Raw genomic sequence first — 24,509 nt, forward strand, 5'->3', positions numbered from 1 at the left:
ATGAAGGAGGGATTTTTTGGTGATAAAACGGATAGTTCAGCCTTAATCAAAAACGAAGTTCGTATGATGATGAGTTGTATCGCCTACAATCTCTATCTTTTTCTCAAACATCTAGCTGGAGGTGACTTCCAAACTTTAACAATCAAACGCTTCCGCCATCTTTTTCTTCACGTGGTAGGAAAATGTGTTCGAACAGGACGCAAGCAGCTCCTCAAATTGTCTAGTCTATATGCCTATTCCGAATTGTTTTCAGCACTTTATTCTAGGATTAGAAAAGTCAACCTGAATCTTCCTGTTCCTTATGAACCACCTAGAAGAAAAGCGTCGTTAATGATACATTAAAGAACAGTCGAGATGAAAAAATCGTGTGACGCACCAAGGGAGGAGTATGCCCTTTTGAGGAAATCTAGCGAGGAAAAATGATACTGGAACAGCAGAAAGTAAAACTGGCCTCATGAGGAGGAAGAAAGTGGCTCATGAGGTCAGGGGTTTTGTAAGTTACATCTAGTTGAGAGAGGTATGAATGATTTGGGGGAAATCCTAATTTTTTTCTCACTGTTTTAATCCCTTTATTTATGGTAAAATAAGACTATTAAGTTTAAAGAGGATTCCCTATGAAATTACAAAAACCAAAAGGAACGCAGGATATTTTACCTGCTGAATCTGCCAAATGGCAGTACGTTGAGGGCTTTGCCCGTGAGATTTTCAAGCGCTATAATTATGCAGAAGTGCGCACGCCTATTTTTGAGCACTACGAAGTCATCAGTCGCTCTGTCGGAGATACAACGGATATCGTAACCAAGGAAATGTACGACTTCTATGACAAGGGTGACCGCCATATTACTCTCCGTCCAGAAGGAACTGCGCCCGTTGTCCGTTCCTATGTGGAAAATAGACTTTTCGCCCCAGAAGTGCAAAAGCCAAGTAAGTTCTACTACATGGGACCTATGTTCCGTTACGAGCGTCCACAGGCAGGGCGTTTGCGCCAATTCCACCAGATTGGTGTTGAGTGTTTTGGTTCTAGCAATCCAGCTACCGATGTGGAAACCATCGCGATGGCGGCCCATTTCTTGAAAGAAATCGGTATCCAAGGTGTCAAATTACATCTTAACACTCTTGGAAATCCTGAGAGCCGTGCAGCCTACCGTCAAGCCTTGATTGACTATTTGACACCGCTCAAGGAGATCTTGTCTAAGGATAGCCAGCGTCGTTTGGAGGAAAATCCTCTTCGTGTCTTGGACTCTAAGGAAAAAGAAGACAAGGTAGCAGTAGAGAATGCGCCTTCTATCTTGGATTTCCTTGATGAAGAAAGTCAAGCTCATTTTGATGCTGTACGTCAGATGTTGGAAAATCTTGGAGTAGACTACATCATTGATACCAATATGGTGCGTGGTCTGGACTACTACAACCACACCATTTTCGAGTTCATCACAGAGATTGAGGGCAATGACCTGACAGTCTGTGCGGGTGGTCGTTACGATGGTTTGGTTTCTTACTTTGGAGGCCCGGAAACTGCTGGATTTGGATTTGGACTTGGTGTAGAGCGCCTGCTTCTCATCCTTGAAAAGCAAGGTGTGACTCTCCCTATCGAAAACGCCCTAGATGTCTATATCGCAGTTTTGGGTGAAGGAGCAAATGTCAAGGCCTTGGAATTGGTACAGGCTCTTCGCCAACAAGGTTTCAAAGCAGAGCGTGATTACCTCAACCGTAAGCTCAAAGCTCAATTCAAGTCAGCCGATGTCTTTGTGGCTAAAACCCTCATCACCCTAGGAGAGAGTGAAGTCGAAAGCGGACAAGTGACGGTCAAGAATAACCAAACCCGAGAAGAAGTCCAAGTGTCACTTGAGACAATCAGCCAAAACTTCTCAGAAATCTTTGAAAAACTAGGATTTTAATAACAGAAAAACTGGTCAGAAACCTACTCCTGACCTTTTTCTTTTGCAAAATGACAAAAATCATAAACTTTTTGACAAATATGCTTGTCAAAAAGAAAAAGATGTGTTACAATATAATCAAGTTAAGAGAAAAGGAGCAGGGAACGATTATGTGGGCATTAGGATTTGTACCTCTTGTGATTATGTTTTATCTCTATCATACCCAAAGGGTCAAGAAATTAGAGAATAAAATCAAAAGAATTGAGCAAAAACAGAAAGGAAATAAAGAAATGTCAAGATTATTAAAAGAATTGATTGGGAAAACACCGACAATCGTTGGACAAGTTTTTGGAACAGATAACTGGGAAGTTGTGGATGTTGATGAGGAATGGGTCAAGCTACGTCGTGTTAATAAAAAAGGAAAAGAAAAATTCAAACTACAACGCATTGAGGATATCCAAACTGTTGAATTTGACGGAAAGTAGGTGTGTGACATGCAACTAAAAAATCGTCTAAAAGAGCTTCGAGCTCGCGATGGTCTCAATCAAACCGACCTAGCCAAGCTGGCAGGGGTTTCCAGACAGACCATTAGCCTACTAGAACGGGATGAGTACACCCCGTCCATTATCATTGCCCTGAAAATATCTCAAATTTTCAACGAAACAGTCGAATCGGTATTTCGCTTGGAGGAGGACGAGTGATGAACAAGTATAAAGTGATTTATTATGTAGTTGCCATAGCTCTATTAGTCAGCCTATGTCTACTAATTGGAACAAATCTAGGATGGTTTGATCTCTATTACAGCGACCAATTTATCTGGGCCTACTTTGCTCTTATCCCAGTCGTTGACTGGATTGAAAAGAAATCCAAAAATCTAGCAAGTAAATAAGGAGAATGAATATGGAAAAGAAAAAGAAACGTGGATTGTTATTATTTTTGATGTCTATTGTCTTGGGAGCTTTCTTTGGCATTTTTGTAGGGATGTTTAAGGCACTTGCTGAATCTCACGGAATTATGTTAGATGTAAAAATCTTGATACCATGGATATCAGCTATTTGTTTAGTATTAGGTTTCATTAGCATTCTTTTGACATTCAATTTCCTAAAGAAAAGCAGAAAGTTTCATTCCTTGTATCAAGAGGAAATGGATGATGATCTGAATGAAACCTATTATGTGCAAATGTATCGGAATCTCGAGTTTGGAACCACTGCTTTTAATATTGCAAGTGTAGCGATTTTATTGGCTCTTTTCATCTCAGGTAGTGAAGTGATTGTACCAAATAGAAGCAATCTAACCTTATCTCTTTCTTTTTTGGGATTAGTGCTGATTCTCAGTGTTCAAAAATATCTTTTTAAGACCATTGCGATTGTTCGTCAGTTTGATTTGGCATTTTTCTCAACACCAAAGGATGTCTTAGAGTATGTAAATTCTTATGATGAAGGGGAGCGTCAGGCTAATTTGGAACAGAGTTTTCGGATTTTATTCCAATTAAATCAGTATGTCTTACCAGTCTTATATGTTTTTCTTTTTATCATTTCTTTCTTGACAGGAGAGATTCAGTTACTAGCCTTCTTGCTTGTAGGAGCTATCCATATTTATATCAATGTGATGCAGTTACCTATGGTAAAACGCTATTTCAAATAAAGGAGTTTCTATGATTCGTGTTGAAAATGTAAGTAAAAGTTTTGGGAGCAAAAAAGCTCTTCATCAGATTTCTTTTGAGATTAAGGAGGGTGAAATCTTTGGTTTTCTGGGACCTTCTGGCTCAGGTAAAACAACCATGATCAATGTCTTAACAGGACAGTTGGCTGCAGATCAAGGTAAAACAGTTTTGCTAGGCAAGAATTCTCAAGATTTAACCTCAAATGATTTGGAACAAATTGGTATTGTGAGTGATGGCAGTAGTTTTTATGAAAAGATGAGTCTTTATAAAAATCTTCTCATCTATGCTAAGTTATATGGCCTCAAGGCAGATAGAGTAGTTCAGGTGCTTCAACAGGTTGGATTGGCAGATGCTAAAGATATTATCGCAGAAAAACTATCTACAGGAATGAAACAACGAATGTTCTTGGCTCGTGCCCTTCTTAATGCACCTAAGATTCTCTTCCTTGATGAGCCAACCAGTGGCTTAGACCCTACAACATCTAAGATGATTCATACCCTACTTCAAGAATTAAAGCATGCGGGGACAACTATCTTTCTGACCACGCATGATATGAATGAAGCAACTCTGCTTTGTGATCGCTTATCTCTTTTAAATAAGGGTAATTTAATAGAGTATGGAAGTCCGCAAGATATTATCCAGAAGTACCATGTGGATAAGAAAGTACGTGTAGCTTATAAAGATGGACGAGAACAGATAGTTCCATTTGAAGAATTGCCACATTTAGACACGACAGATTTGATGGTGGTTCACTCTTGTGAGCCGACTTTAGAAGAGATCTTTATCAGATTAACAGGAGAAAAGTTAGATGTTTAGAAAATTAAATGCCCTACTATGGTTAAGAGTGCAAGTTCTTATTAGTAATTCAACTTTATTGGCGAGTCTATTGATGCCTTTTGGAGTGACTGTTCTATATAATGCATTATTAAATAAGAATGGAGAATTGAGTGCGTTTCTCCTTTCTATGAGTTTAACGATGGTCTTGAGTATGGGAAGTGGTTATATGGTATCGATTATGATGGCAGAAGATAAGGCAAAACGAAATCTTAAATCACTCATCCTAAGTGGTGTGACAGCAACAGAATATACTTTCAGTATGCTTGTTCTCCCTATTCTGATAATGTTACTTGCTATGATTGTACTTCCCATCTATCTTAAAGTAGATGTATCTGGTTATTTATTTGCCTACGTTATCTATTTGGTCTTAGCAACTATTAGTGTTATTTTTCTCAACCTTCTAATCGGTGCGGTATCAGATACTCAATCTAAAGCGCAAGTTTATAGTATCTTCCCTATGTTAATTGTCTCTTTTTTACCTATAATTGCTCTTCAAAATGATACGGCTCAAAAAGTGTTGGATTATTCGTTCATCGGTCCTATTGTAAATCTTTTAAATAAAAAAGGTGGGGAAATATCTTTTTCTAATATCGGCATGTTACTTGCCTGGGTACTTGTGTTAGGAATAGCGAACCTCTTTGTATTGAAAAACAGCTATAAAGCAAGATAGGAGATTTATATGAAACTACTTAAAAACCTTGGCTGGTTTCTTCTAGCCCTTCTATCCTTTTTATTCATCTATGGCTTCATTCAGGGGCTCGCGACTACTTCGCTTGCCTTAGGCGCTTCACCTTATGCTGTTACCTTACTCTATGTGGCCTTGGCTGGAGTATATGTGTACGGTATTTACAAATGGTATCAGAAAGGTCCTGTCCATATTGAGAAGAGCGACTTCAACCGATTTATTTGGCTCCCTGCCTTGGTTTGGTTCTTATCTCTGGTTGTCCAGTTTTTCTTGCCAAATGATCCTTCAGTAAATCAGCAAATAGCGATAGACTTGACCTTGTCTCAACCACTTTTCTCATTCTTTGCGGTCGTTATTTTTGCTCCTCTGACGGAAGAACTTATCTTTAGAGGGATGTTAGCACGCTACCTCTTTCCTAAGCAGGACAATAGTAAACAAACTCTGCTTTTCCTTCTGGTATCTAGTGTTTTGTTTGCCTTAGGTCATTTCCCAGGTGATGTGCAACAATTTTTTGTCTATTTTAGCCTTGGTTTTAGTTTGGGCTTGGCTTATATTAGCAGAAAAGGTCTGGTCTACAGTATTTCTCTCCACGCTTTGAATAATTTAGTCGGCTTTTTGATGATACTCATGCTATAATAGAGTCAGGAGGTCACATGAAACGAGTAATTTTATTAGCAGTGATTCAAGCGGTTGTTCTATTTTTCATCATTGGGGCGCTAGCTTATGCCTTCAAAGGCGATTTCTTCCATAACTATCTAGCAGTCGTCTTTGCTCCTATTGCAGGTGTCTTGCGTTTTGGGACGGCTTACATAACGGAAATTGTCTTGCCTCGAAAGGCAGCCGAAATTGCTGAAAAGCGTAAAGCAGGCAACAATTCAAAATAAAAGAGTCCGATGAACTTCATCGGATTTTTGTATGGGCGCTAATTTTTAGGGACTTTACCTGATTTTTTAAGACTGGCAAACTTTTCTGCTGATTTTTATGAAGAGCCTGCGCTTTTATGGTAAAATAGTAACAGAATAAAAGAGGAGAGAAAACATGAAACGTAGTATGTATGCTGGTCGTGTTCGTGAGGAACACATCGGACAAGAAATAACCTTGAAAGGATGGGTTGGCCGTCGTCGTGACCTTGGTGGTTTGATTTTTATCGATCTTCGTGACCGTGAAGGAATCATGCAGTTGGTTATCAACCCTGAAAAAGTCTCTGCCGAGGTTATGGCAACAGCTGAAAGCCTTCGTAGCGAATTTGTTATTGAGGTGACTGGTCAGGTCGCTGCGCGTGAGCAAGCCAATGATAAGTTGCCAACTGGTGCAGTTGAGTTAAACGTGACAGCTCTTATTGTGCTTAACACAGCTAAGACAACACCATTTGAGATTAAGGATGGCATTGAGGCAAATGACGATACACGTTTGCGTTACCGTTACCTTGACCTTCGTCGTCCAGAGATGTTGGAAAATCTTAAACTTCGTGCTAAGGTGACCCACTCTATCCGCAACTACTTGGATGAGTTGGAGTTTATCGACGTGGAAACACCATTCCTTTCTAAGTCAACACCAGAAGGGGCGCGTGACTATTTGGTACCGTCTCGCGTCAATAAAGGGCATTTTTACGCCCTTCCTCAAAGTCCACAAATCACGAAACAGCTCTTGATGAATGCTGGTTTTGACCGTTATTACCAAATCGTTAAATGTTTCCGTGATGAGGACTTGCGTGGAGACCGCCAGCCTGAGTTCACTCAGGTCGACTTGGAAACGTCTTTCCTTACGGAGCAAGAAATCCAAGATATTACAGAAGGCTTGATTGCGCGCGTGATGAAAGAAACAAAAGGCATCGAAGTAACGCTACCATTCCCTCGTATGAAATACGATGATGCGATGGCTCTTTACGGTTCTGACAAGCCAGATACCCGTTTTGACATGTTGCTTCAGGACTTGACAGAAGTGGTCAAGGGTGTTGATTTTAAAGTCTTTTCAGAAGCACCTGCTGTAAAAGCCATTGTGGTCAAAGGAGCTGCGGACGACTATTCACGTAAAGACATCGACAAGATGACGGAAGTAGCCAAACAGTACGGTGCCAAAGGTCTTGCTTGGGTTAAGGTTGTTGATGGAGAATTAAATGGACCAGTTGCCAAGTTCTTGACTGGCATCCAAGCAGAATTGACAGCAGCGCTTGCGCTTGAGGATAAGGATTTGGTTCTCTTTGTGGCAGATACGCTTGAAGTGGCGAATGCAACTCTTGGTGCCCTTCGTGGACGTATTGCCAAAGAGCTTGGCTTGATTGATAATGATAAATTCAACTTCCTTTGGGTGGTTGACTGGCCAATGTTTGAATGGTCTGAAGAAGAAGACCGTTACATGAGTGCCCACCATCCGTTTACTCTTCCACAGGAAGAAACAGCTCACGAATTAGAAGGTGATTTGGCTAAGGTTCGTGCCATTGCTTACGATATCGTCTTGAACGGTTACGAACTTGGTGGTGGTAGTCTTCGTATCAACCAAAAAGACCTTCAAGAACGCATGTTCAAGGCTCTTGGTTTCTCAGCCGAAGAAGCAAATGACCAGTTTGGCTTCCTTCTTGAAGCCATGGACTATGGTTTCCCACCACACGGTGGCTTGGCTATCGGGCTTGACCGCTTTGTCATGCTCTTAGCAGGAGAAGAAAATATCCGTGAAGTCATTGCCTTTCCTAAGAACAACAAGGCAAGTGACCCAATGACACAAGCTCCATCAACAGTAGCACTCAAACAACTAGAGGAACTCAGCTTACAAGTAGAAGAAGATGAAACAAGCAAAACGAATTAAGCGGTGGCGCTATTATCTGCGCCGCTTTGCTTATCAGATAAAAATTTTACGTGTCTTACAAAGTATCTCTCGAGAAAAGTATGATGAGAAGATTTCGGCCTCTCTGGTCTATGGTTTTTTATCAGCAGTAGCAGTTAATTTCTTTTTTCAACCAGGGCATGTGTATTCGAGTGGTGCGACAGGTATGGCACAGATTATCTCTGCCTTGAGTAATCACTGGTTTGGTTTTCATATTCCGATTTCGCTAACCTTCTACGCCATTAACTTCCCTTTGATGGTCTTAGCTTGGTATCAGATTGGCCATAAGTTTACTGTCTTTACCTTTATCACGGTGTCTATGAGTTCCTTCTTTATCCAGTTTGTCCCTGTGGCAACCTTGACGGAGGATCCCATTATCAATGCCCTTTTTGGGGGTGTTGTTATGGGTTTGGGGATTGGTTTTGCTCTTCGAAACAATATCTCCAGTGGTGGGACGGATATCGTCAGCCTGACTATTCGCAAGAAAACAGGTAAGAATGTCGGTAGTATTTCTCTCTTGGTAAATGGGACCATCATGCTGATAGCAGGTTTGACCTTTGGTTGGAAATACGCTCTCTACTCTATGATTACCATCTTTGTCTCTAGCCGTGTAACAGACGCTGTTTTTACCAAGCAAAAACGCATGCAGGCTATGATTGTGACCAATCATCCAGATAAAGTAATTGAGAAAATCCATAAAAAATTGCACCGCGGAGCAACCATGATCCACGATGCAGAAGGAACCTATAATCACGAGAGAAAGGCAGTTCTAATCACTGTCATTACACGTGCAGAGTTTAATGAATTTAAACAGATTATGACACAAGTGGATCCAAGCGCCTTTGTCTCTGTCTCGGAAAATGTTCATATTCTAGGAAGGTTTGTTGAGATAGATAATTAGTGACCAAAAAAACCAGCGTGAGCTGGTTTTTATTTTTCTATAATTTTATGGGCAATCAACTGGCGGTAACAAATTTGTTTATTGCTTTTAGCATCGTTGATAATCTGAAGAATCGTTTCAAATGATGTTTGACCAAGTTCTAGGCTATTGATATCGACATAGGCTGCCAAGTTGAGCTTGGGATTAACCGAGTCAAAGCTGAGAACAGGGACATCCAGCTGGTGTTTGGCAATATAGTTACAAACACCTTCAGCTAGGAGGCTATCGGTTGTGATGATAGCATCAATTTGTGGATCGTGCTTGAATAATCGCTTGCTAAATTTATAGCCCTTTTCTTCCAGAAACTCGTCGGCAAAGTAGATGCGATTGTTGTCAGTGGTAAGTTTGTAATGCTTAAGCGCCTGTTCATAGCCTGTTAAACGGTCTTTGGTCACGAAGAGCTTTTTGCTTCCTCCGATAAAAGCAATACGATTGCAGCCTTTTTTGATGAAATATTCGGTTGCATCAAAACCAGCTTGAACATTGTCGTTGTCTACAAGTGGGATGAAAGGAGATAGAGATTTACCTAAGATAAGGAAGGGGAACTGTTCTTCTGCTACGAGTTTTACGAGAGGGTCTTCTTCTTGGGCATAGAGAAAGATTAGCCCATCTACACGCTTGCCGTAGACCATTTGTGAAATAGCGTTGAGGCGCTCCTTCTCATCTTTCCCTGTTGCTATCTGAATGGCATAGTGGTTTTCAGATGCGACTTGAGAGATGCCACGTAGAACCGATGGAAAGAAAGGATTCTGGTAGAAGGCGTCTGAGTCATCAGGAAGAACCAAACCAATCACCTGAGTATAGCTACTTACCAAGCTGCGAGCATTGAGGTTGGGATGGTAATTGAGCTCCTTCATAGCCTTGCGAACGCGTTTTTTTGTTTCGTCGCTAATGGTTGATTTATTTTGAATAACACGGGTTACGGTTGAAGGTGAAACACCAGCAGCCTTGGCCACGTCTTTAATCGTAACGGGCATAAAAATCTCCTATTTATGGTAATCTGGATCACGGAAATGTGTTTTATAAAAGATAGTGACCAGATACAGAACAAAAAGAATGTTTTGTACAGTAATCAGGGTTGACATATTTTGGCCAAATAATCCCAAAATAAGCGTAATCAGAGTCGGCAATCCTAAACAGTTCAAGATAAAATGATAGCACTCTTTAAAGGTTCTAAATGAAAAGAGTCGGGATTTCTTAGTGATATAAAGGAGAAGACTCGCCCCTAGAGAGACGATAAAGAAATTCAAACCAAAGAGGAAGCTCGCACCGAGAACTAGGAAGAGACTGATATAGACACGATTCTGCTGGTACCAGTCTTTAGAAATTGCTTGGGTCAAGCTGTCTTTGCTTTTGAAACTCTCAGTCTGAATAGCTCGGTAATAGATGCGTGTCAACTCTTTACTTTCCTTGCTGATGACCAGTTCTTTTGTGTCGAAATGCAGTTGCAAGTCCTTAGGTAATTCCTTGCTTTGACTGGGGCTAATCACAAGAGAAGGCGTTTGATTGGCAGTTCCTGTATAAGTTAGCTTACCATCAACAATTCTAGCATGTTCAGAGAGATCCTGGACAACCTCATCTGTCAATGGTTCATAGACATTATCGATAAAGGTTTCTAGCGGATAAGTCTCCTGGGAGCTGTTTTGGATGGCAATGGGTACCATAGACAAGCTGATAAGGAAGATACTGGTAAAGAGTAGTTGAAACCAGTTGAGCCCGAAACGTTTGGACAGGGGCTTACGAAATCCCCAAATACTTGAAAAATAAGAAAATGGATATGGAAGCATAGGTATCTTTCTAAAAGGTGTTTTCTATATGAGTATTATTATATAGTTAAATTCGCTTTATTTCAAGTCTAGGAGAAAAATTGCTTGTTGTAAGGACATTACTTACAGTGACAATCGCTAATAGTCAATGAAAATCAAAGTACAAACTAGGAAGCTAGTCGCAGGTTGCTCAAAACAGTGTTTTGAGGTTGCAGATGGAAGCTGACGTGGTTTGAAGAGATTTTCGAAGAGTATAAAATGAAAAAGGGTGGCGGGGATATATTATCCCTTGTCGCCACCACTTGTAAGTCCTGAAACAAAGTTCTTTTGTAGGAAGAAGAAGAGAATACTGATCGGAAGGGCGATGAGGATAGCACCTGCTGAGAAGTAGGCAATCTTCAAGTTTTTCGCATTGTTAACGAAGGTTTGGAGACCAACAGCAACAGTAAAGTATTCTTTCTCACGAAGCAAGAAACTAGAGAGGATGTAGTCCCCAAAAGGTCCCATGAAGGCCCAGAGAGCTTGTACGGCAACCATTGGGCGAACAAGTGGAAGAACAATTTGCCAGAAGCGGCGGAAGTGTCCTGCACCGTCTAGTTTTGCAGATTCGTCTAAAGACATTGGCACTGTATCGAAGTAGCCTTTCATGAGCCAAGCATTCATCGGGATACCACCACCAACGTAGAGGAAGATGAGGAACCAGCTGTGGTTAAGGGCGTTCAACATAAGTGCCATAACGAAGAAGGCTGTCAAAGCGGCCATGGTTGGCACCATTTGGATAATCAAGAAGAAGACCAAACTTTGTTTACGAGCCAAGAAGTTGTAACGGCTGTAAGCATAACCAGCAAGTACGATAATACTTGTTTGAACAGCCATAGTAATCAAGGCGATAATCAAAGTGTTGAGGTACCAAGTACCGTACAAGGTTTCAGTGAAGAGGCCTTTAAAGTTATCAAAATTGAGGTCGATATTAGTATCTAGTTTAAAGGCTGAGACGTTACCTGCTTTAAAGGCTGACATGATAGTAATCAATAGTGGATAGATAATCACGATTGAAAGGCCAATCAGGTAAAGGTAAGTAAGGGTTTGAGTCAGTCTACGTTTGAGTTTAATTGAGTTATTCATCTTAGACATCCTCCATATCAAATGCGTGTAGTTTCTTGAATGCGATCATAGAGATTGAGATGACAATGATAGAGATAATCAAGGTAACAGCTGCCGCCATTGAGTATTGAGGAGATGTACCTGTTGTCAAACGGTAGATCCATGAGATCAAGATATCGGTTGAACCAGCTCCACCTCCGACACTACCAGGTCCTCCACCATTGAAGAGGTACATGATAGAGAAGTTGTTAAAGTTGAAGGTGTATTGGCTAATCAAAGTAGGTGCTGCAACAGCCAAGATCATTGGGAAAGTGATGTTGCGGAATTTTTGCCAAGCATTGGCACCGTCAATATAAGCTGCTTCGTAAAGGTCGTTAGGAATAGATTGCAAGATACCCAAAGTCAAAACGTAGATGTATGGGAATCCGAGCCAACCTTGCATCATAATCAAGGCAATCTTAGTCCAAGTTGGGTCTGTTTTCCAAGGAATAAGAGCTCCATCAAGGAAAGGAAGGAATTTAGCCAAGATTGGCAATACTTGAGTGTTGATAGCACCGACACTATCGTTAAACATGTTTGAGAATGTCAAGATAGTGATGAAGGCTGGGACAGCCCAAGGAAGAAGGAAAATAACACCAAAGATACGTTTTCCTTTGATAAATGGTTGGTTAGCAATGATAGCTGTGAAGATACCAATTACGATTTGTAAAGTAGAAGCTGCCAAAGCCCAAATGATAGTCCAAGAAAGAACAGAACCAAAGGCAGAACGGAAGGTACTCAAACTCCAGATATTACTAAAGTTTGTCAAACCAACCCAGTCCAACAATTTGTTTGGTGGTAAGTGTTGGAAGTCATAGTTGGTAAAGGCGATCATCAAGGTTACGATAACTGGGAAGATAATCGCGAAGGTCATGGCAACATAAGATGGAATGATCAAGAGGTAAGGGAAGCCATTTTCATAAATCCCTTTGATCATGTCTTTGAGTGTGCGTGGAACTGGAATTCCATTGTTAATGCGTTTTGCAATCGTATGTGCATCTTTAATATTTGCGAAATAAAAGAGTACATAAACGACTACAAAGATTAAATGGAAGGCACCACGAATCAGCATAAAGAGGGAATTGTCACGACCTGGCTTGTCACCAAGAGTGATGAGATTGCTCAATTCAGGGGCTGCAAGTGCTAGGAAGTAAAGGACAAATACGATGGTTACACCAAGGAAGATAAAACCTTTGGCTTTTTGTTTATTGTAAATCTGTCCTAACCCAGGAATGATAGACAGCAGGGCTGCTTTACTAGGTTGTTGCTTTTCCATAATAACTCCTTTCATAGGATACCGCTTTTTATAAGAAAGCTAAATTATTTGTGTTTCTATTGATAAATTCAAAGGGGGATTTGATTTCCACCCCCCTTGAACAAATTTGTTATTCACCAAATTTTTGTTTGATTGTTTCTTTAATCAATGTTACAGCATCGTTAGCAGATGTTTTCGCATCTTTTTGACCACTTACAGCATCAAAGAGCATGTTTTTCGCTGGATCCCAAACTGCAGACATTTGAGAGATGTTTGGCAGTGGCTGAGTGCTCTTGAACTGTTTGATAACAGCTGTTGTCAACTCATCGTTTTTACCTTCAGCGTATGAACGAGCTTCAGTATTCGCTGGGATTTCATTAGTCTTATCGTATAAGGCTTTTTGTTGTTCAGTTGAAACAAGGAAGTCTACAAATTTTTGTGCGCCTTCAAGGTTCTTAACGGCTTGAGGGATGACCCAGGCTTTACCACCACCGAATGCAGCATATTCTTTTCCATTTGGAAGAGTTGGGATAGTTGCAACTCCGTAGTTTACTTTAGCATCTTTAAAGGCTTGAGCTTTCCAAGGTCCGTCGATGATAGCAGCTGTTTTACCTTCTTGGAATTGAGTTTGGATTAAGTTTCCAGCACCTTCTGTATCTTGCATACCTTTAGGCCATTTTTCGTACCAAGATTTAGCGTAGTTGATACCTACGATAGAACCGTCGTTTGCAAGACCGATGTCTTTAGCGTCTTTACCGTTTTGGCCAAAGACGTAAGCACCGTTACCGGCAAGAAGTCCATATGTATAGTAGAAGTTTGTCCAGTCAGCTAGGAAGGCAGTAGTTTTACCATCTTCACCAGCGAATGCGTATTTGCTATCTTTAGCAAGGTTTTCCAAGTCAGCAAATGTTTTGGGAGCATCTTTCACCAAGTCTTTGTTGTAGTACATAACAAGTGACTCGATAACGGCAGGAGCACCGTAAACTTTACCATTAGCAGCTGTTACAAGAGATTTAGTTGTGTCGTCTGTTTTAGCACCATCGCTCAATTTCACTTCTGAAAGTTGTCCGTCAGAACCAAGGCTACCTACACGGTCGTATGGAGCCATCATAACATCAGGGACATTACCAGATTGGTTGTCAAGAGAAAGTTTATCAAGGCCTCCTAGAGCATCACCAGTTTTAAGAGTAATTTTTACGCCAGCTTCTTTTTCATAAGCTTTAGCAATCTCTTCAATATAGCTCTTATATCCTTCGTCTACATATACAGTGAGTTCTTTGGCTTCAGATGAACCAGAATCAGCAGGCTTATCAGCAGTTTTGCTTCCGCAAGCTACCAAAAGCAAGCTAGCAAGTGTAACAGTTCCAAGCACAGCAGCGCTCTTCGTGAATTTAGATGACATAGTGTATTCCTCCTAAAGAATAACAAGTTTTATTGACAAGAAAAACGCAAACGTTTTCCTTTATGACCTTAGTATAGCACAAATAGAAAACGGTTGCAAGTGTTTTTGACAAAAATTTTAAAAAATTTTTAAGCTTGATTTGATAGCATGATTTTGCTTTTTAATAGAAGAAAAGTGTGAAATAGATAAGAATACAGTATTTTTAATAAAAAATAGATGTAATCTATCTAAAGAAGGAAATCAGGAGGGGCTACCTCCCTGTTTCTAATTCCTATCTATTTTCTATGGACCTTTGTGCCCCTTGTATCTAAATTCAAGTTTTCTAAGGAGGTTTTGCAGTTTGTAGACGGATTCTGTGAGAGTCAAATTTTAGGATTAGATAGTTTTAATACTCTTCGAAAATCAAATTCAAACCGCGTCAACGTCGCCTTGCCGTACTCAAGTACAGCCTGCGGCTAGTTTCCTAGTTTGCTCTTTGATTTTCATTGAGTATAAGTTATCTTTGCTAAAATGGGTTAATCTCCTTAAAAATAATCAAAAAAGTTTTTTAAAAACGCTTGCAATTATGCTTGAAAAGGAGTATACTTATAAGTAGCGCAAACGTTTGCGTCTGCAAAAATACGCAACGTTCCATTATTTTAACACACGAGGTGCTATTATGAAAAAACGTCAAAGTGGTGTGTTGATGCACATCTCTTCTCTTCCAGGAGCTTACGGAATCGGATCATTTGGTCAAAGTGCTTACGATTTCGTTGATTTCTTGGTTCGCACAAAACAACGTTACTGGCAAATCCTTCCATTAGGAACAACTAGTTACGGGGATTCTCCTTACCAATCTTTCTCAGCCTTCGCAGGAAACACTCATTTTATCGATTTAGATATCTTGGTGGAGCAAGGTTTGTTGGAAGCAAGTGACCTTGAAGGAGTTGACTTTGGTAGCGATGCGTCTGAAGTTGATTATGCGAAAATCTACTATGCACGTCGTCCTCTTTTAGAAAAAGCGGTAAAACGTTTCTTGGAAGTAGGAGATGTTAAAGATTTTGAGAAATTTGCTCAAGACAACCAATCATGGCTTGAGCTCTTTGCTGAGTATATGGCTATCAAAGAGCATTTTGACAATCTTGCTTGGACTGAATGGCCAGATGCAGATGTTCGTGCTCGTAAAGCTTCAGCACTTGAAAGCTACCGTGAGCAATTGGCAGACAAGTTGGTTTACCACCGTGTGACTCAATACTTCTTCTTCCAACAATGGTTGAAATTGAAAGCTTACGCTAACGACAACCACATCGAAATCGTTGGGGACATGCCAATCTACGTAGCGGAAGATTCAAGCGATATGTGGGCAAATCCACATCTCTTCAAGACAGATGTCAATGGTAAGGCTACTTGTATCGCAGGATGCCCACCAGATGAATTTTCTGCAACTGGTCAGCTTTGGGGTAACCCAATCTATGACTGGGAAGCAATGGATAAAGACGGTTACAAATGGTGGATTGAACGCTTGCGTGAAAGCTTCAAAATCTACGACATCGTTCGTATCGACCACTTCCGTGGTTTCGAATCTTACTGGGAAATCCCTGCTGGTTCTGATACAGCAGCACCTGGTGAGTGGGTCAAAGGTCCTGGCTACAAGCTCTTTGCAGCCGTTAAGGAAGAACTTGGTGAGTTAAACATCATCGCAGAAGACCTTGGCTTCATGACAGATGAAGTTATTGAGTTGCGTGAACGTACTGGCTTCCCAGGAATGAAGATTCTTCAATTTGCTTTCAATCCAGAAGACGAAAGTATCGATAGCCCACACTTGGCACCTGCTAACTCAGTTATGTACACAGGAACACACGATAACAACACGGTTCTTGGTTGGTACCGTAACGAGATCGATGATGCGACTCGTGAGTACATGGCTCGTTACACGAACCGTAAAGAATACGAAACAGTTCCACATGCTATGCTTCGTACAGTCTTTTCATCAGTTAGCTTCATGGCAATTGCAACTATGCAAGATTTGCTAGAATTGGATGAGGCGGCTCGTATGAACTTCCCATCTACCCTTGGTGGAAACTGGTCTTGGCGTATGACTGAAGAGCAATTGACACCAGCTGTTGAGGAAGGTTTGCTTGACTTAACAACAATCTATCGCCGAATAAATGAAAATTTGGTAGAATTAAAGAAATAATACAATATCAGGAGACATCTTAAACATGTTATCACTACAAGAATTTGTACAAAATCGTTACAATAAAACCATTGCAGAATGTAGCAATGAAGAGCTTTACCTTGCTCTTCTTAACTACAGCAAGCTTGCAAGTAGCCAAAAACCAGTTAACACTGGTAAGAAAAAAGTTTACTACATCTCAGCTGAGTTCTTGATTGGTAAACTCTTGTCAAACAACTTGATCAACCTTGGTCTTTACGACGATGTCAAAAAAGAACTTGCAGCTGCAGGTAAAGACTTGATCGAAGTTGAAGAAGTTGAATTGGAACCATCTCTTGGTAATGGTGGTTTGGGACGTTTGGCTGCCTGCTTTATCGACTCAATTGCGACTCTTGGTTTGAATGGTGACGGTGTTGGTCTGAACTACCACTTTGGTCTTTTCCAACAAGTTCTTAAAAACAACCAACAAGAAACAATTCCAAATGCATGGTTGACAGAGCAAAACTGGTTGGTTCGCTCAAGCCGTAGCTACCAAGTGCCATTTGCAGACTTTACTTTGACATCAACTCTTTATGATATTGATGTTCCTGGTTACAAGACAGAAACGAAGAACCGCTTGCGTTTGTTTGACTTGGATTCAGTTGATTCTTCTATTATTAAAGACGGTATCAGCTTTGACAAGACAGATGTCGCTCGCAACTTGACTCTCTTCCTTTACCCAGATGATAGTGACCGTCAAGGTGAATTGCTCCGTATCTTCCAACAATACTTCATGGTTTCAAACGGTGCGCAATTGATCATCGACGAAGCAATCGAAAAAGGAAGCAACTTGCATGACCTTGCTGACTACGCAGTTGTCCAAATCAACGATACTCACCCATCAATGGTGATCCCTGAATTGATCCGTCTTTTGACTGCACGTGGTATCGAGCTTGACGAAGCAATCTCAATCGTTCGTAGCATGACTGCCTACACTAACCACACAATCCTTGCAGAAGCGCTTGAAAAATGGCCTCTTGAATTCTTGCAAGAAGTGGTTCCTCACTTGGTACCAATCATTAAAGAATTGGACCGTCGTGTGAAAGCAGAATACAAAGATCCAGCTGTTCAAATCATCGATGAGAGCGGACGTGTTCACATGGCTCACATGGATATCCACTACGGATACAGTGTTAACGGAGTAGCAGCACTTCACACTGAAATCTTGAAAAATTCTGAGTTGAAAGCCTTCTACGACCTTTACCCAGAAAAATTCAACAACAAAACAAACGGTATCACTTTCCGTCGTTGGCTCATGCATGCTAACCCAAGATTGTCTCACTACTTGGATGAGATTCTTGGAGATGGTTGGCACCATGAAGCAGATGAGCTTGAAAAACTCTTGTCTTATGAAGACAAAGCAGCTGTCAAAGAAAAATTGGAAAGCATCAAGGCTCACAACAAACGTAAATTGGCACGTCACTTGAAAGAACACCAAGGTGTGGAAATCAATCCAAACTCTATCTTTGATATCCAAATCAAACGTCTTCACGAGTACAAACGCCAACAAATGAATGCCTTGTACGTAATCCACAAATACCTTGACATCAAAGCTGGTAACATCCCTGCTCGTCCAATCACAATCTTCTTTGGTGGTAAAGCAGCTCCAGCCTACACAATCGCTCAAGACATCATCCACTTGATTCTTTGCATGTCAGAAGTTATTGCTAACGATCCAGCAGTAGCTCCACACTTGCAAGTAGTTATGGTTGAAAACTACAACGTTACTGCAGCAAGCTTCCTTATCCCAGCATGTGACATCTCAGAACAAATCTCACTTGCTTCTAAAGAAGCTTCAGGTACTGGTAACATGAAATTCATGTTGAACGGAGCTTTGACTCTTGGTACTATGGACGGAGCTAACGTGGAAATCGCTGAGTTGGTTGGTGACGAAAACATCTACATCTTTGGTGAAGATTCAGAAACTGTTATCGACCTTTACGCAAAAGCAGCTTACAAATCAAGCGAATTCTACGCTCGTAAAGCTATCAAACCATTGGTTGACTTCATCGTTAGCGATGCAGTTCTTGCAGCTGGAAACAAAGAGCGCTTGGAACGTCTTTACAATGAATTGATCAACAAAGACTGGTTCATGACTCTTCTTGACTTAGAAGATTACATCAAAGTCAAAGAGCAAATGTTGGCTGACTACGAAGACCGTGACGCATGGTTGGATAAAGTCATTGTTAACATTTCTAAAGCAGGATTCTTCTCATCTGACCGTACAATTGCTCAGTATAACGAAGATATCTGGCACTTGAACTAATACTCTTCGAAAATCTCTTCAAACCATGTCAGCTTTATCTGCAACCTCAAAGCTGTGCTTTGAGCAACCTGCGGCTAGCTTCCTAGTTTGCTCTTTGATTTTCATTGAGTATAAGATACAAGATTTATACTAATACATTTTGTAAAAAAGCGAGTTTCAATTGAAATTCGCTTTTTTAAATGTTGTGGATTTTAGTCAATCCTGTCTAAAAATAGAGAAATTATAGATACAGTGAAGGCTTTAAATGCTGGTTTTTACTGTCTTCAGCCTTATACCCCTTGTATTCGCTTACATAAAGTATTATAATATAATTGTAGGAAAGAAGGTGTTTTTATGTGGAAAAAATATTTTTCAAAATATAAATGGACGGATTTATTTTGGATTTTATTTGTTATTTTGACCTGCCTCTATATAGGTAACCATGATTTGTTTCCTCTCAATCATCAAGAAATCTCTCTTCGAGGTAGTTTCTGGGGGTCTGTACTTGCCTTATATCACTTGCTATTTATTGATAAGTTTGTTATCTCGAATCGAAAATAAATATGAGGTATATGCCTGACTGGCTACTTTTAATATTGATTTTGGAGGAAGATTTTGTCTCTATTATTTATTATTTTAAATTTATCTATTTTGTACAAGATTTATTCTTTGAGACGGGAAAAATCGAAATACTTGATTTATACGGCCTATATCATATTTGGGGTAAATGTACTATATGGTATTCAATGGTTATTAAAAGAACTGATTTCAACTATTTCCACTTAATATGTATGGAAACTCCAGTGATTTTTGCATAACAAAACGCATAAGATTAAGGTTTGAGTACCTGTTCTTATGCGTTTTTGTAATATTGAAGATTTTCGGTAAGTTTTATACCTTTGGGAAGTCTAGTTTAGAATGCTTTCCCAACCAGAATCTCAGCCTCAATAGTAATCTCTGTCAGTTGGCTCCAGTCAATCTTGCTCTGGTCAACGTGAAAGAGGAGAGGAGTCATACTGAGTAGGGCTTGGAGTTGTTCTACTGTGATAGTCTTAGTCAGAGAGGCAGTTTGGTTAGATAGGATGGTAAAGTGTTCTTGGAAATGATTTTTGATATTTTGGTTGGAATAGTCCTTGTTTGTCAGCTGGTCTTGTACCTTCTGACGGATTTCCTTGAGGTGATTTTCAGTTGGGATAACCTTGATCAAGATACCGTCTTTGGATAAAACGCGACGAAATTCTCCATAGTTGGCAGGTGAAAAGATATCTAGTAGGATATCCATGCTGGTGTCTTTTATAGGAAGACGAGCCAAGTCACCAACGAACCAATTGACTGCCCAGTTGGGTTCACTTTTAGCAGCGATTTGGACTGAATCTTTGGAGATGTCAAAGGCATAGAAAGTTTTTTCAGAGTGACTTTCTTGTAGTTTGCGAGAATAGAATCCTTCACCACAACCGATATCCAAAATTGTTGTGGTTGTTTTTGAGCTTGCAAGCAAGTCAGATACAGCATCTAAGATAGCTTGGTAAAAGCCGACTTCTAGGATTTGTTGACGGTTTTGAAAATTTTCCTTGTCATAGTTAGCAGATTGCTTGATTTGAGGTGCTAGATTGACATAGCCAAATTTCGCCAAGTCAAAAGAATGACGGTTGCAGCATTTGAGACTGCTCTCTACCAGAGTCAGATTTTCTTGGCAGATAGGACAGGCAAAGGCAGCCGCAGAAGCAAAACGCTGGAGTTTAGGTTTGAGGTTTATATTCATAGTTTAAGTGTATCAAAAGAGGTAAATGAAAGCAACTTTAGGATGATTTGTAATAGAATTAAATAGTAGTATCATTACTTTTCAAAGTGCCAAAATTAAATTGCTTTTATATCTAAATTGCTATATAATAATATCTAGGAGGAAATAAGTATGTTAAAAGAAGTATTAAGCGTTGCAAAAGTTGCGAAAAAATCATCACTCTTTTTGGGTGGTGTCGCATTTGGTACCCTTGGTTTGAAAATCTTAGCAAGTAAGGAAGCTAAAAAAGGTTATTCTAAAGCCTTGGCTAAGGCTTACAAATTGAAGGACGAGCTAGATGCATCTGTTTCTGTTGTGAAGCAACATGGAGACGATGTCTTGCAAGATGCCAAATATTTGTACGAGCAAGAGAAAAAAGAAGAGCAATTAGATAGCCTTATAGGAGAATAATATGTCTTTTAAAGTGCTACATAGAGGATACCAACATATCCGACTATCATCTTCTTTTTCACTCACCTTGGATATTCAAGACTATCTTCGTTCCTTGGCGAGAGATGAAAAGGGGATTGAGTCTATCCAGTTTTACATGGATCAACAGCACTTTACTCTACGTATAAAAGAAGGCTTTTCTGTATTAGATAATGCAGAAGCCTTTTTAAAAAGAATTGATAAAGGGAAAGTTTCTGAGTTGATGACTCTTCCCATTCGTAGAGAAGAGAGTGCTTATTCTATTGTTTCAGGTGCAGCGATTAAGCGTGTACTTTTTCGTAGTTTTGTGCCGTATCCTATTCGCTATATATGGACTTGTTATCAGGCTTTGGGTTATATTAGAGAAGCCTATCAAACACTAGCGCGTAAGGAACTAACGATGGAAGTCTTGGACTGTTCGGCGATTTTATTGTCCTTGTTTATGAACCAATCCAAGACAGCTAGCAATATCATGTTTATGCTTGATTTGGGGAATCATTTAGATCAGTGGTCCTTGAAAAAAACTGCAACAGATTTAGAACAGAGTCTTCTTTCAAAAGAGAGCGATGTATTCTTAGTGCAGGGCGATACGGTTGTTAGTATCAAGAGTTCCGATGTTCAAATCGGAGATGTCTTGGTCCTATCTCAAGGAAATGAAATTCTGTTTGATGGACAAGTAGTTTCAGGTTTAGGTATGGTCAACGAAAGTTCCTTGACGGGAGAGAGTTTTCCAGTTGAAAAAAGAGAGTCTGATTTGGTTTATGCAAATACAGTATTAGAAACTGGAGAGTTACGTATTCGTGTAACCGATAATCAGATGAACAGCCGGGTTTTACAACTGATTGAGTTGATGAAGAAATCTGAAGAAAACAAGAAAACGAAACAACGCTATTTTATCAAGATGGCGGACAAGGTCGTCAAATATAATTTCTTGGGGGCTGGGCTAACTTACCTATTGACAGGTTCTTTTTCTAAGGCTATTTCTTTCCTATTAGTCGATTTCTCCTGCGCTTTGAAAATCTCTACTCCTGTAGCTTATTTGACAGCTATTAAGGAGGGGTTGAATCGTGAGATGGTAATTAAGGATGGAGATGTTCTGGAGAAATATCTGGAAGTTGATACTTTCTTGTTTGATAAGACAGGAACAATCACAACTAGTTATCCTATAGTTGAAAAGGTGTTACCTTTTGGAGACTATAGTGAGGAAGATATTCTCAGAATCAGTGCCTGTCTTGAGGAACACATTTATCATCCTATTGCTAATGCCATCGTCAAGCAAGCTGAGATAGAGGGGATTGAACATGAGGAAATGCATGGGAAACTCCAATATATCGCAAGCAAGGGAATTAAGTCCCATATCGATGGTCAACCAGTTCTTATTGGAAATTATGTCTTGATGCAGGATGAGCAAATTCATATCAGTTCAGAACAAAATGCTTTAATTGAAGAGTACAAGAGTCACTACAATCTCTTATTCTTAGCCTACCAGAATGAATTGATTGGAATGTTCTGCATTCATACTCCTTTGAGAAAAGAAGCAAAAGCAGCCTTGGAGAAACTTAAGGCACAAGGGAAAAAATTGATTCTGGCAACAGGGGACACCTTGGTTAGAACAGAGGCATTAGTCAAAGATTTGCCCTTTGATCAGGTCTATACAGACTTGAAACCTGATGGAAAATTTGAGTTAGTAGAGGAACTACAGAAAGCAGGTCACACTATTTTGATGGTTGGAGATGGATTGAATGACTCAGCGGCTCTAACCCTATCAGATATCGGTGTGGTGATGAATGAGAGTGCAGATATTTCTAAGCAGATGAGTGATATCTTATTGTTAGATAATCGTTTGGATTTCTTCCAAGAGTTGGATTGGCTATCATCATCTTTGCAAACACTCATCAAGAAGAATATTCAAGATACCGTTGTCGTAAATAGTAGTTTGATTGGCTTTGGCTTGTTTAATTGGCTCAGTCCTTCAAATCTTTCTATCTTACATAATCTAACAACCTTACGTATTGTACTGCGTAGCCTGTCTATTAAGGGATAGGTGGGGACTATTAACAGCAAAAAGGAGTTACCTTTCTCGAGGGTAACTCCTTTTTTTATAGGTAAATGTTGAACAATTTAGTAAGTTAATACAAAGTATTTTTTCTTTCCACGACGGATAACAGTCAGTTCATTCTCTAACTTATCTGCGTCACTCAAGACATAGTCAAGGTCTTGGATACGGTCGCCGTTGACGTAGATAGCTCCGTTTTGGACATCTTCACGGGCTTGGCGTTTTGAGTTAACCACACCAGATGACACGAGCAGTTCCACGATATTGTGGTTTTCGTCTGCTTGAACTTGGTAGTTTGGCACACCACGAAGTCCTTGTTTAAGTTCTTTAACAGAAAGGTTTTTGATGTTTCCTGCAAAGAGCTGCTCAGTGATGTTGAGGGCTTCTTTGTAGGCTTCTTCGCCGTGAACAAGTGTAACGACTTCACGAGCCAAGACTTTTTGAGCCAAGCGTTCGTGTGGCGCTGCTTCAAATTGTTTACGAATGTCTTCAATCTCATCAAGTGACAAGAAAGTAAAGATCTTCAAGAAGCGAACAGCGTCAGCGTCCATAACATTCATCCAGAATTGGTACATTTCGTATGGAGAGGTCTTTTCAGGATTGAGCCAGACTGCGTTTCCTTCTGATTTACCAAACTTCTTACCAGTTGCATCTGTGATAAGCGGAACTGTGATAACGTGTCCAGTCTTGTCAGCTTTACGACGAAGCAATTCGGTACCAGCTGTCATATTTCCCCACTGGTCAGAACCACCGATTTGAAGAGTGACATTATGGTCTTGGTTAAGGACGAAGAAGTCGTACCCTTGCATGATTTGGTAAGCGAACTCAGTGTAAGAAATCCCTGTTTCAATCCGTTTTTTCACAGACTCCTTACTCATCATGTAGTTGACAGTGAAGTATTTTCCAATATCACGGAGGAAGTCAATGAAGCTGATGCTGCCAAACCAGTCGTAGTTGTTGACCATGACAGCCTTGTTTTCCCCATTTTCAAAGTCAAGAAAACGAGAAAGTTGTCCTTGGATAGACTTGACCCAGCCATCTACTGTGTCTTTTGTTTGGAGACTACGTTCAGCATCTTTGAAGGACGGATCTCCGATGAGACCTGTAGCACCGCCAACGAGCGCATAAGGTTTGTGACCTGCTAGTTGCAAGCGACGACTTGTCAAGATTGCGACAAGATGGCCTAGGTGAAGGCTGTCAGCAGTTGGATCGTAGCCAGTATAATAAGAAACTTGACCTTCTTCTAGGGCTTTACGCAAAGCTTCTTCATCAGTCGTTTGAAAAATCAAACCACGCTCTTTTAGCTCATCAAAAATGTGCATGTGTCTTTTCTCCTTTTTAAAATTATTGTTTCTACCTATTGTATCACAAACTTGGGCAATAGCCTAGCAGAATAGGGAAGAAAGTGGCTATTTTATTG

The 24,509-nt window shown here is 40.2% G+C and carries 24 protein-coding genes; 17 read left to right on the top strand and 7 right to left on the bottom strand.

Annotated elements, in window-relative coordinates; all coding sequences use genetic code 11:
• The 12 genes from HT693_RS09160 to HT693_RS09215 all read left to right on the top strand — a co-directional run.
• A partial coding sequence (locus HT693_RS09160) for a transposase (protein WP_172925124.1) occupies window positions 1–342 on the top strand: 342 nt, incomplete at its 5' end.
• A gap of 272 nt (window positions 343–614) precedes the next feature.
• Window positions 615–1,895, top strand: a complete 1,281-nt coding sequence (gene hisS, locus HT693_RS09165) for a histidine--tRNA ligase (protein WP_000775895.1) — start codon at window positions 615–617, stop codon at window positions 1,893–1,895.
• Window positions 1,895–2,359, top strand: coding sequence for a hypothetical protein (locus HT693_RS09170; protein WP_025170602.1), 465 nt, complete (start codon window positions 1,895–1,897; stop codon window positions 2,357–2,359). The genes hisS and HT693_RS09170 overlap by 1 nt, the downstream gene beginning before the upstream one ends.
• A gap of 9 nt (window positions 2,360–2,368) precedes the next feature.
• A complete protein-coding gene (locus tag HT693_RS09175; protein WP_001176227.1) occupies window positions 2,369–2,575 on the top strand; it encodes a helix-turn-helix transcriptional regulator in 207 nt (68 codons plus the stop codon).
• The gene (locus HT693_RS09180) at window positions 2,575–2,763 is read left to right on the top strand and encodes a hypothetical protein (RefSeq protein ID WP_001046123.1); all 189 of its coding nucleotides are present in this window, start codon (window positions 2,575–2,577) and stop codon (window positions 2,761–2,763) included. Before HT693_RS09175 ends, HT693_RS09180 begins: the two co-directional genes overlap by 1 nt.
• A gap of 11 nt (window positions 2,764–2,774) precedes the next feature.
• Entirely contained in the window at window positions 2,775–3,518 is a 744-nt protein-coding gene (locus HT693_RS09185) for a DUF3169 family protein (RefSeq protein ID WP_000412276.1), read from the top strand.
• A gap of 10 nt (window positions 3,519–3,528) precedes the next feature.
• Window positions 3,529–4,353 carry an ABC transporter ATP-binding protein gene (locus HT693_RS09190; protein WP_000621678.1) on the top strand — a complete coding sequence of 275 codons (825 nt, stop codon included), beginning with the start codon at window positions 3,529–3,531 and terminating at the stop codon, window positions 4,351–4,353.
• Window positions 4,346–5,044: an ABC transporter permease gene (locus tag HT693_RS09195; protein WP_000488855.1), complete on the top strand. Its 699-nt coding sequence runs from the start codon at window positions 4,346–4,348 to the stop codon at window positions 5,042–5,044. Before HT693_RS09190 ends, HT693_RS09195 begins: the two co-directional genes overlap by 8 nt.
• Window positions 5,045–5,053: 9 nt before the next feature.
• The gene (locus tag HT693_RS09200) at window positions 5,054–5,695 is read left to right on the top strand and encodes a type II CAAX endopeptidase family protein (RefSeq protein ID WP_000771219.1); all 642 of its coding nucleotides are present in this window, start codon (window positions 5,054–5,056) and stop codon (window positions 5,693–5,695) included.
• Between the two features lie 17 nt (window positions 5,696–5,712).
• On the top strand, window positions 5,713–5,943 hold the full coding sequence (locus HT693_RS09205) for a hypothetical protein (protein ID WP_138705162.1): 231 nt from the start codon (window positions 5,713–5,715) through the stop codon (window positions 5,941–5,943).
• Between the two features lie 154 nt (window positions 5,944–6,097).
• Complete coding sequence (gene aspS / locus HT693_RS09210; protein WP_000830878.1) at window positions 6,098–7,861, top strand: aspartate--tRNA ligase; 1,764 nt, start codon at window positions 6,098–6,100, stop codon at window positions 7,859–7,861.
• Window positions 7,839–8,780 carry a YitT family protein gene (locus HT693_RS09215; RefSeq protein ID WP_000806293.1) on the top strand — a complete coding sequence of 314 codons (942 nt, stop codon included), beginning with the start codon at window positions 7,839–7,841 and terminating at the stop codon, window positions 8,778–8,780. The genes aspS and HT693_RS09215 overlap by 23 nt, the downstream gene beginning before the upstream one ends.
• Window positions 8,781–8,809: 29 nt before the next feature.
• Here the strand turns inward: HT693_RS09215 and HT693_RS09220 are convergent, their stop codons facing one another.
• The 5 genes from HT693_RS09220 to HT693_RS09240 all read right to left on the bottom strand — a co-directional run bounded on the left by HT693_RS09220 (window position 8,810) and on the right by HT693_RS09240 (window position 14,385).
• Window positions 8,810–9,796 carry a LacI family DNA-binding transcriptional regulator gene (locus HT693_RS09220; protein WP_001145442.1) on the bottom strand — a complete coding sequence of 329 codons (987 nt, stop codon included), beginning with the start codon at window positions 9,794–9,796 and terminating at the stop codon, window positions 8,810–8,812.
• 9 nt (window positions 9,797–9,805) lie between these two features.
• Window positions 9,806–10,606 carry a DUF1189 domain-containing protein gene (locus tag HT693_RS09225; RefSeq protein ID WP_000938251.1) on the bottom strand — a complete coding sequence of 267 codons (801 nt, stop codon included), beginning with the start codon at window positions 10,604–10,606 and terminating at the stop codon, window positions 9,806–9,808.
• Between the two features lie 261 nt (window positions 10,607–10,867).
• On the bottom strand, window positions 10,868–11,710 hold the full coding sequence (locus HT693_RS09230; protein WP_119946937.1) for a sugar ABC transporter permease: 843 nt from the start codon (window positions 11,708–11,710) through the stop codon (window positions 10,868–10,870).
• A 1-nt stretch (window position 11,711) separates the two neighbouring features.
• Window positions 11,712–13,004, bottom strand: coding sequence for a sugar ABC transporter permease (locus HT693_RS09235; RefSeq protein ID WP_172925125.1), 1,293 nt, complete (start codon window positions 13,002–13,004; stop codon window positions 11,712–11,714).
• A gap of 109 nt (window positions 13,005–13,113) precedes the next feature.
• Window positions 13,114–14,385, bottom strand: coding sequence for a maltodextrin ABC transporter substrate-binding protein (locus HT693_RS09240; RefSeq protein ID WP_172925126.1), 1,272 nt, complete (start codon window positions 14,383–14,385; stop codon window positions 13,114–13,116).
• A 610-nt stretch (window positions 14,386–14,995) separates the two neighbouring features.
• Between HT693_RS09240 and malQ the strand changes: the two genes are divergently transcribed.
• The 3 genes from malQ (at window position 14,996) to HT693_RS12410 (ending at window position 19,385) form a co-directional block, all read left to right on the top strand.
• A complete protein-coding gene (malQ, locus tag HT693_RS09245; protein ID WP_284730333.1) occupies window positions 14,996–16,561 on the top strand; it encodes a 4-alpha-glucanotransferase in 1,566 nt (521 codons plus the stop codon).
• 25 nt (window positions 16,562–16,586) lie between these two features.
• A complete protein-coding gene (glgP, locus tag HT693_RS09250) occupies window positions 16,587–18,845 on the top strand; it encodes a glycogen/starch/alpha-glucan family phosphorylase (protein WP_172925127.1) in 2,259 nt (752 codons plus the stop codon).
• A gap of 333 nt (window positions 18,846–19,178) precedes the next feature.
• Window positions 19,179–19,385, top strand: a complete 207-nt coding sequence (locus tag HT693_RS12410; protein WP_000265678.1) for a hypothetical protein — start codon at window positions 19,179–19,181, stop codon at window positions 19,383–19,385.
• 352 nt (window positions 19,386–19,737) lie between these two features.
• Here the strand turns inward: HT693_RS12410 and HT693_RS09255 are convergent, their stop codons facing one another.
• Complete coding sequence (locus tag HT693_RS09255) at window positions 19,738–20,586, bottom strand: putative RNA methyltransferase (RefSeq protein ID WP_001024685.1); 849 nt, start codon at window positions 20,584–20,586, stop codon at window positions 19,738–19,740.
• 150 nt (window positions 20,587–20,736) lie between these two features.
• On the opposite strand from HT693_RS09255, the gene HT693_RS09260 reads away from it, so the two are divergent.
• Both HT693_RS09260 and HT693_RS09265 read left to right on the top strand, forming a co-directional pair.
• Window positions 20,737–21,015, top strand: coding sequence for a DUF6110 family protein (locus HT693_RS09260; RefSeq protein ID WP_000910903.1), 279 nt, complete (start codon window positions 20,737–20,739; stop codon window positions 21,013–21,015).
• Window position 21,016: 1 nt separating this feature from the next.
• The gene (locus HT693_RS09265; protein ID WP_119919434.1) at window positions 21,017–23,077 is read left to right on the top strand and encodes a heavy metal translocating P-type ATPase; all 2,061 of its coding nucleotides are present in this window, start codon (window positions 21,017–21,019) and stop codon (window positions 23,075–23,077) included.
• A gap of 77 nt (window positions 23,078–23,154) precedes the next feature.
• Here the strand turns inward: HT693_RS09265 and tyrS are convergent, their stop codons facing one another.
• Complete coding sequence (gene tyrS, locus HT693_RS09270; RefSeq protein ID WP_000546884.1) at window positions 23,155–24,411, bottom strand: tyrosine--tRNA ligase; 1,257 nt, start codon at window positions 24,409–24,411, stop codon at window positions 23,155–23,157.
• Window positions 24,412–24,509 lie beyond the last annotated feature (98 nt).

It is taken from the genome of Streptococcus sp. 2154 (assembly GCF_013277255.1).
Taxonomy (GTDB): Bacteria; Bacillota; Bacilli; order Lactobacillales; family Streptococcaceae; genus Streptococcus; species Streptococcus pseudopneumoniae.

What these genes read in the sequence shown, in the direction of transcription:
- hisS (WP_000775895.1), top strand. Translation starts at nt 615, where the DNA reads ATGAAATTACAAAAACCAAAAGGAACGCAGGATATTTTACCTGCTGAA.
- HT693_RS09175 (WP_001176227.1), top strand. Translation starts at nt 2,369, where the DNA reads ATGCAACTAAAAAATCGTCTAAAAGAGCTTCGAGCTCGCGATGGTCTC.
- HT693_RS09180 (WP_001046123.1), top strand. Translation starts at nt 2,575, where the DNA reads ATGAACAAGTATAAAGTGATTTATTATGTAGTTGCCATAGCTCTATTA.
- HT693_RS09185 (WP_000412276.1), top strand. Translation starts at nt 2,775, where the DNA reads ATGGAAAAGAAAAAGAAACGTGGATTGTTATTATTTTTGATGTCTATT.
- HT693_RS09190 (WP_000621678.1), top strand. Translation starts at nt 3,529, where the DNA reads ATGATTCGTGTTGAAAATGTAAGTAAAAGTTTTGGGAGCAAAAAAGCT.
- HT693_RS09195 (WP_000488855.1), top strand. Translation starts at nt 4,346, where the DNA reads ATGTTTAGAAAATTAAATGCCCTACTATGGTTAAGAGTGCAAGTTCTT.
- HT693_RS09200 (WP_000771219.1), top strand. Translation starts at nt 5,054, where the DNA reads ATGAAACTACTTAAAAACCTTGGCTGGTTTCTTCTAGCCCTTCTATCC.
- HT693_RS09205 (WP_138705162.1), top strand. Translation starts at nt 5,713, where the DNA reads ATGAAACGAGTAATTTTATTAGCAGTGATTCAAGCGGTTGTTCTATTT.
- aspS (WP_000830878.1), top strand. Translation starts at nt 6,098, where the DNA reads ATGAAACGTAGTATGTATGCTGGTCGTGTTCGTGAGGAACACATCGGA.
- HT693_RS09215 (WP_000806293.1), top strand. Translation starts at nt 7,839, where the DNA reads ATGAAACAAGCAAAACGAATTAAGCGGTGGCGCTATTATCTGCGCCGC.
- HT693_RS09220 (WP_001145442.1), bottom strand. Translation starts at nt 9,796, where the DNA reads ATGCCCGTTACGATTAAAGACGTGGCCAAGGCTGCTGGTGTTTCACCT.
- HT693_RS09225 (WP_000938251.1), bottom strand. Translation starts at nt 10,606, where the DNA reads ATGCTTCCATATCCATTTTCTTATTTTTCAAGTATTTGGGGATTTCGT.
- HT693_RS09230 (WP_119946937.1), bottom strand. Translation starts at nt 11,710, where the DNA reads ATGAATAACTCAATTAAACTCAAACGTAGACTGACTCAAACCCTTACT.
- HT693_RS09235 (WP_172925125.1), bottom strand. Translation starts at nt 13,004, where the DNA reads ATGGAAAAGCAACAACCTAGTAAAGCAGCCCTGCTGTCTATCATTCCT.
- HT693_RS09240 (WP_172925126.1), bottom strand. Translation starts at nt 14,385, where the DNA reads ATGTCATCTAAATTCACGAAGAGCGCTGCTGTGCTTGGAACTGTTACA.
- glgP (WP_172925127.1), top strand. Translation starts at nt 16,587, where the DNA reads ATGTTATCACTACAAGAATTTGTACAAAATCGTTACAATAAAACCATT.
- HT693_RS12410 (WP_000265678.1), top strand. Translation starts at nt 19,179, where the DNA reads ATGTGGAAAAAATATTTTTCAAAATATAAATGGACGGATTTATTTTGG.
- HT693_RS09255 (WP_001024685.1), bottom strand. Translation starts at nt 20,586, where the DNA reads ATGAATATAAACCTCAAACCTAAACTCCAGCGTTTTGCTTCTGCGGCT.
- HT693_RS09260 (WP_000910903.1), top strand. Translation starts at nt 20,737, where the DNA reads ATGTTAAAAGAAGTATTAAGCGTTGCAAAAGTTGCGAAAAAATCATCA.
- HT693_RS09265 (WP_119919434.1), top strand. Translation starts at nt 21,017, where the DNA reads ATGTCTTTTAAAGTGCTACATAGAGGATACCAACATATCCGACTATCA.
- tyrS (WP_000546884.1), bottom strand. Translation starts at nt 24,411, where the DNA reads ATGCACATTTTTGATGAGCTAAAAGAGCGTGGTTTGATTTTTCAAACG.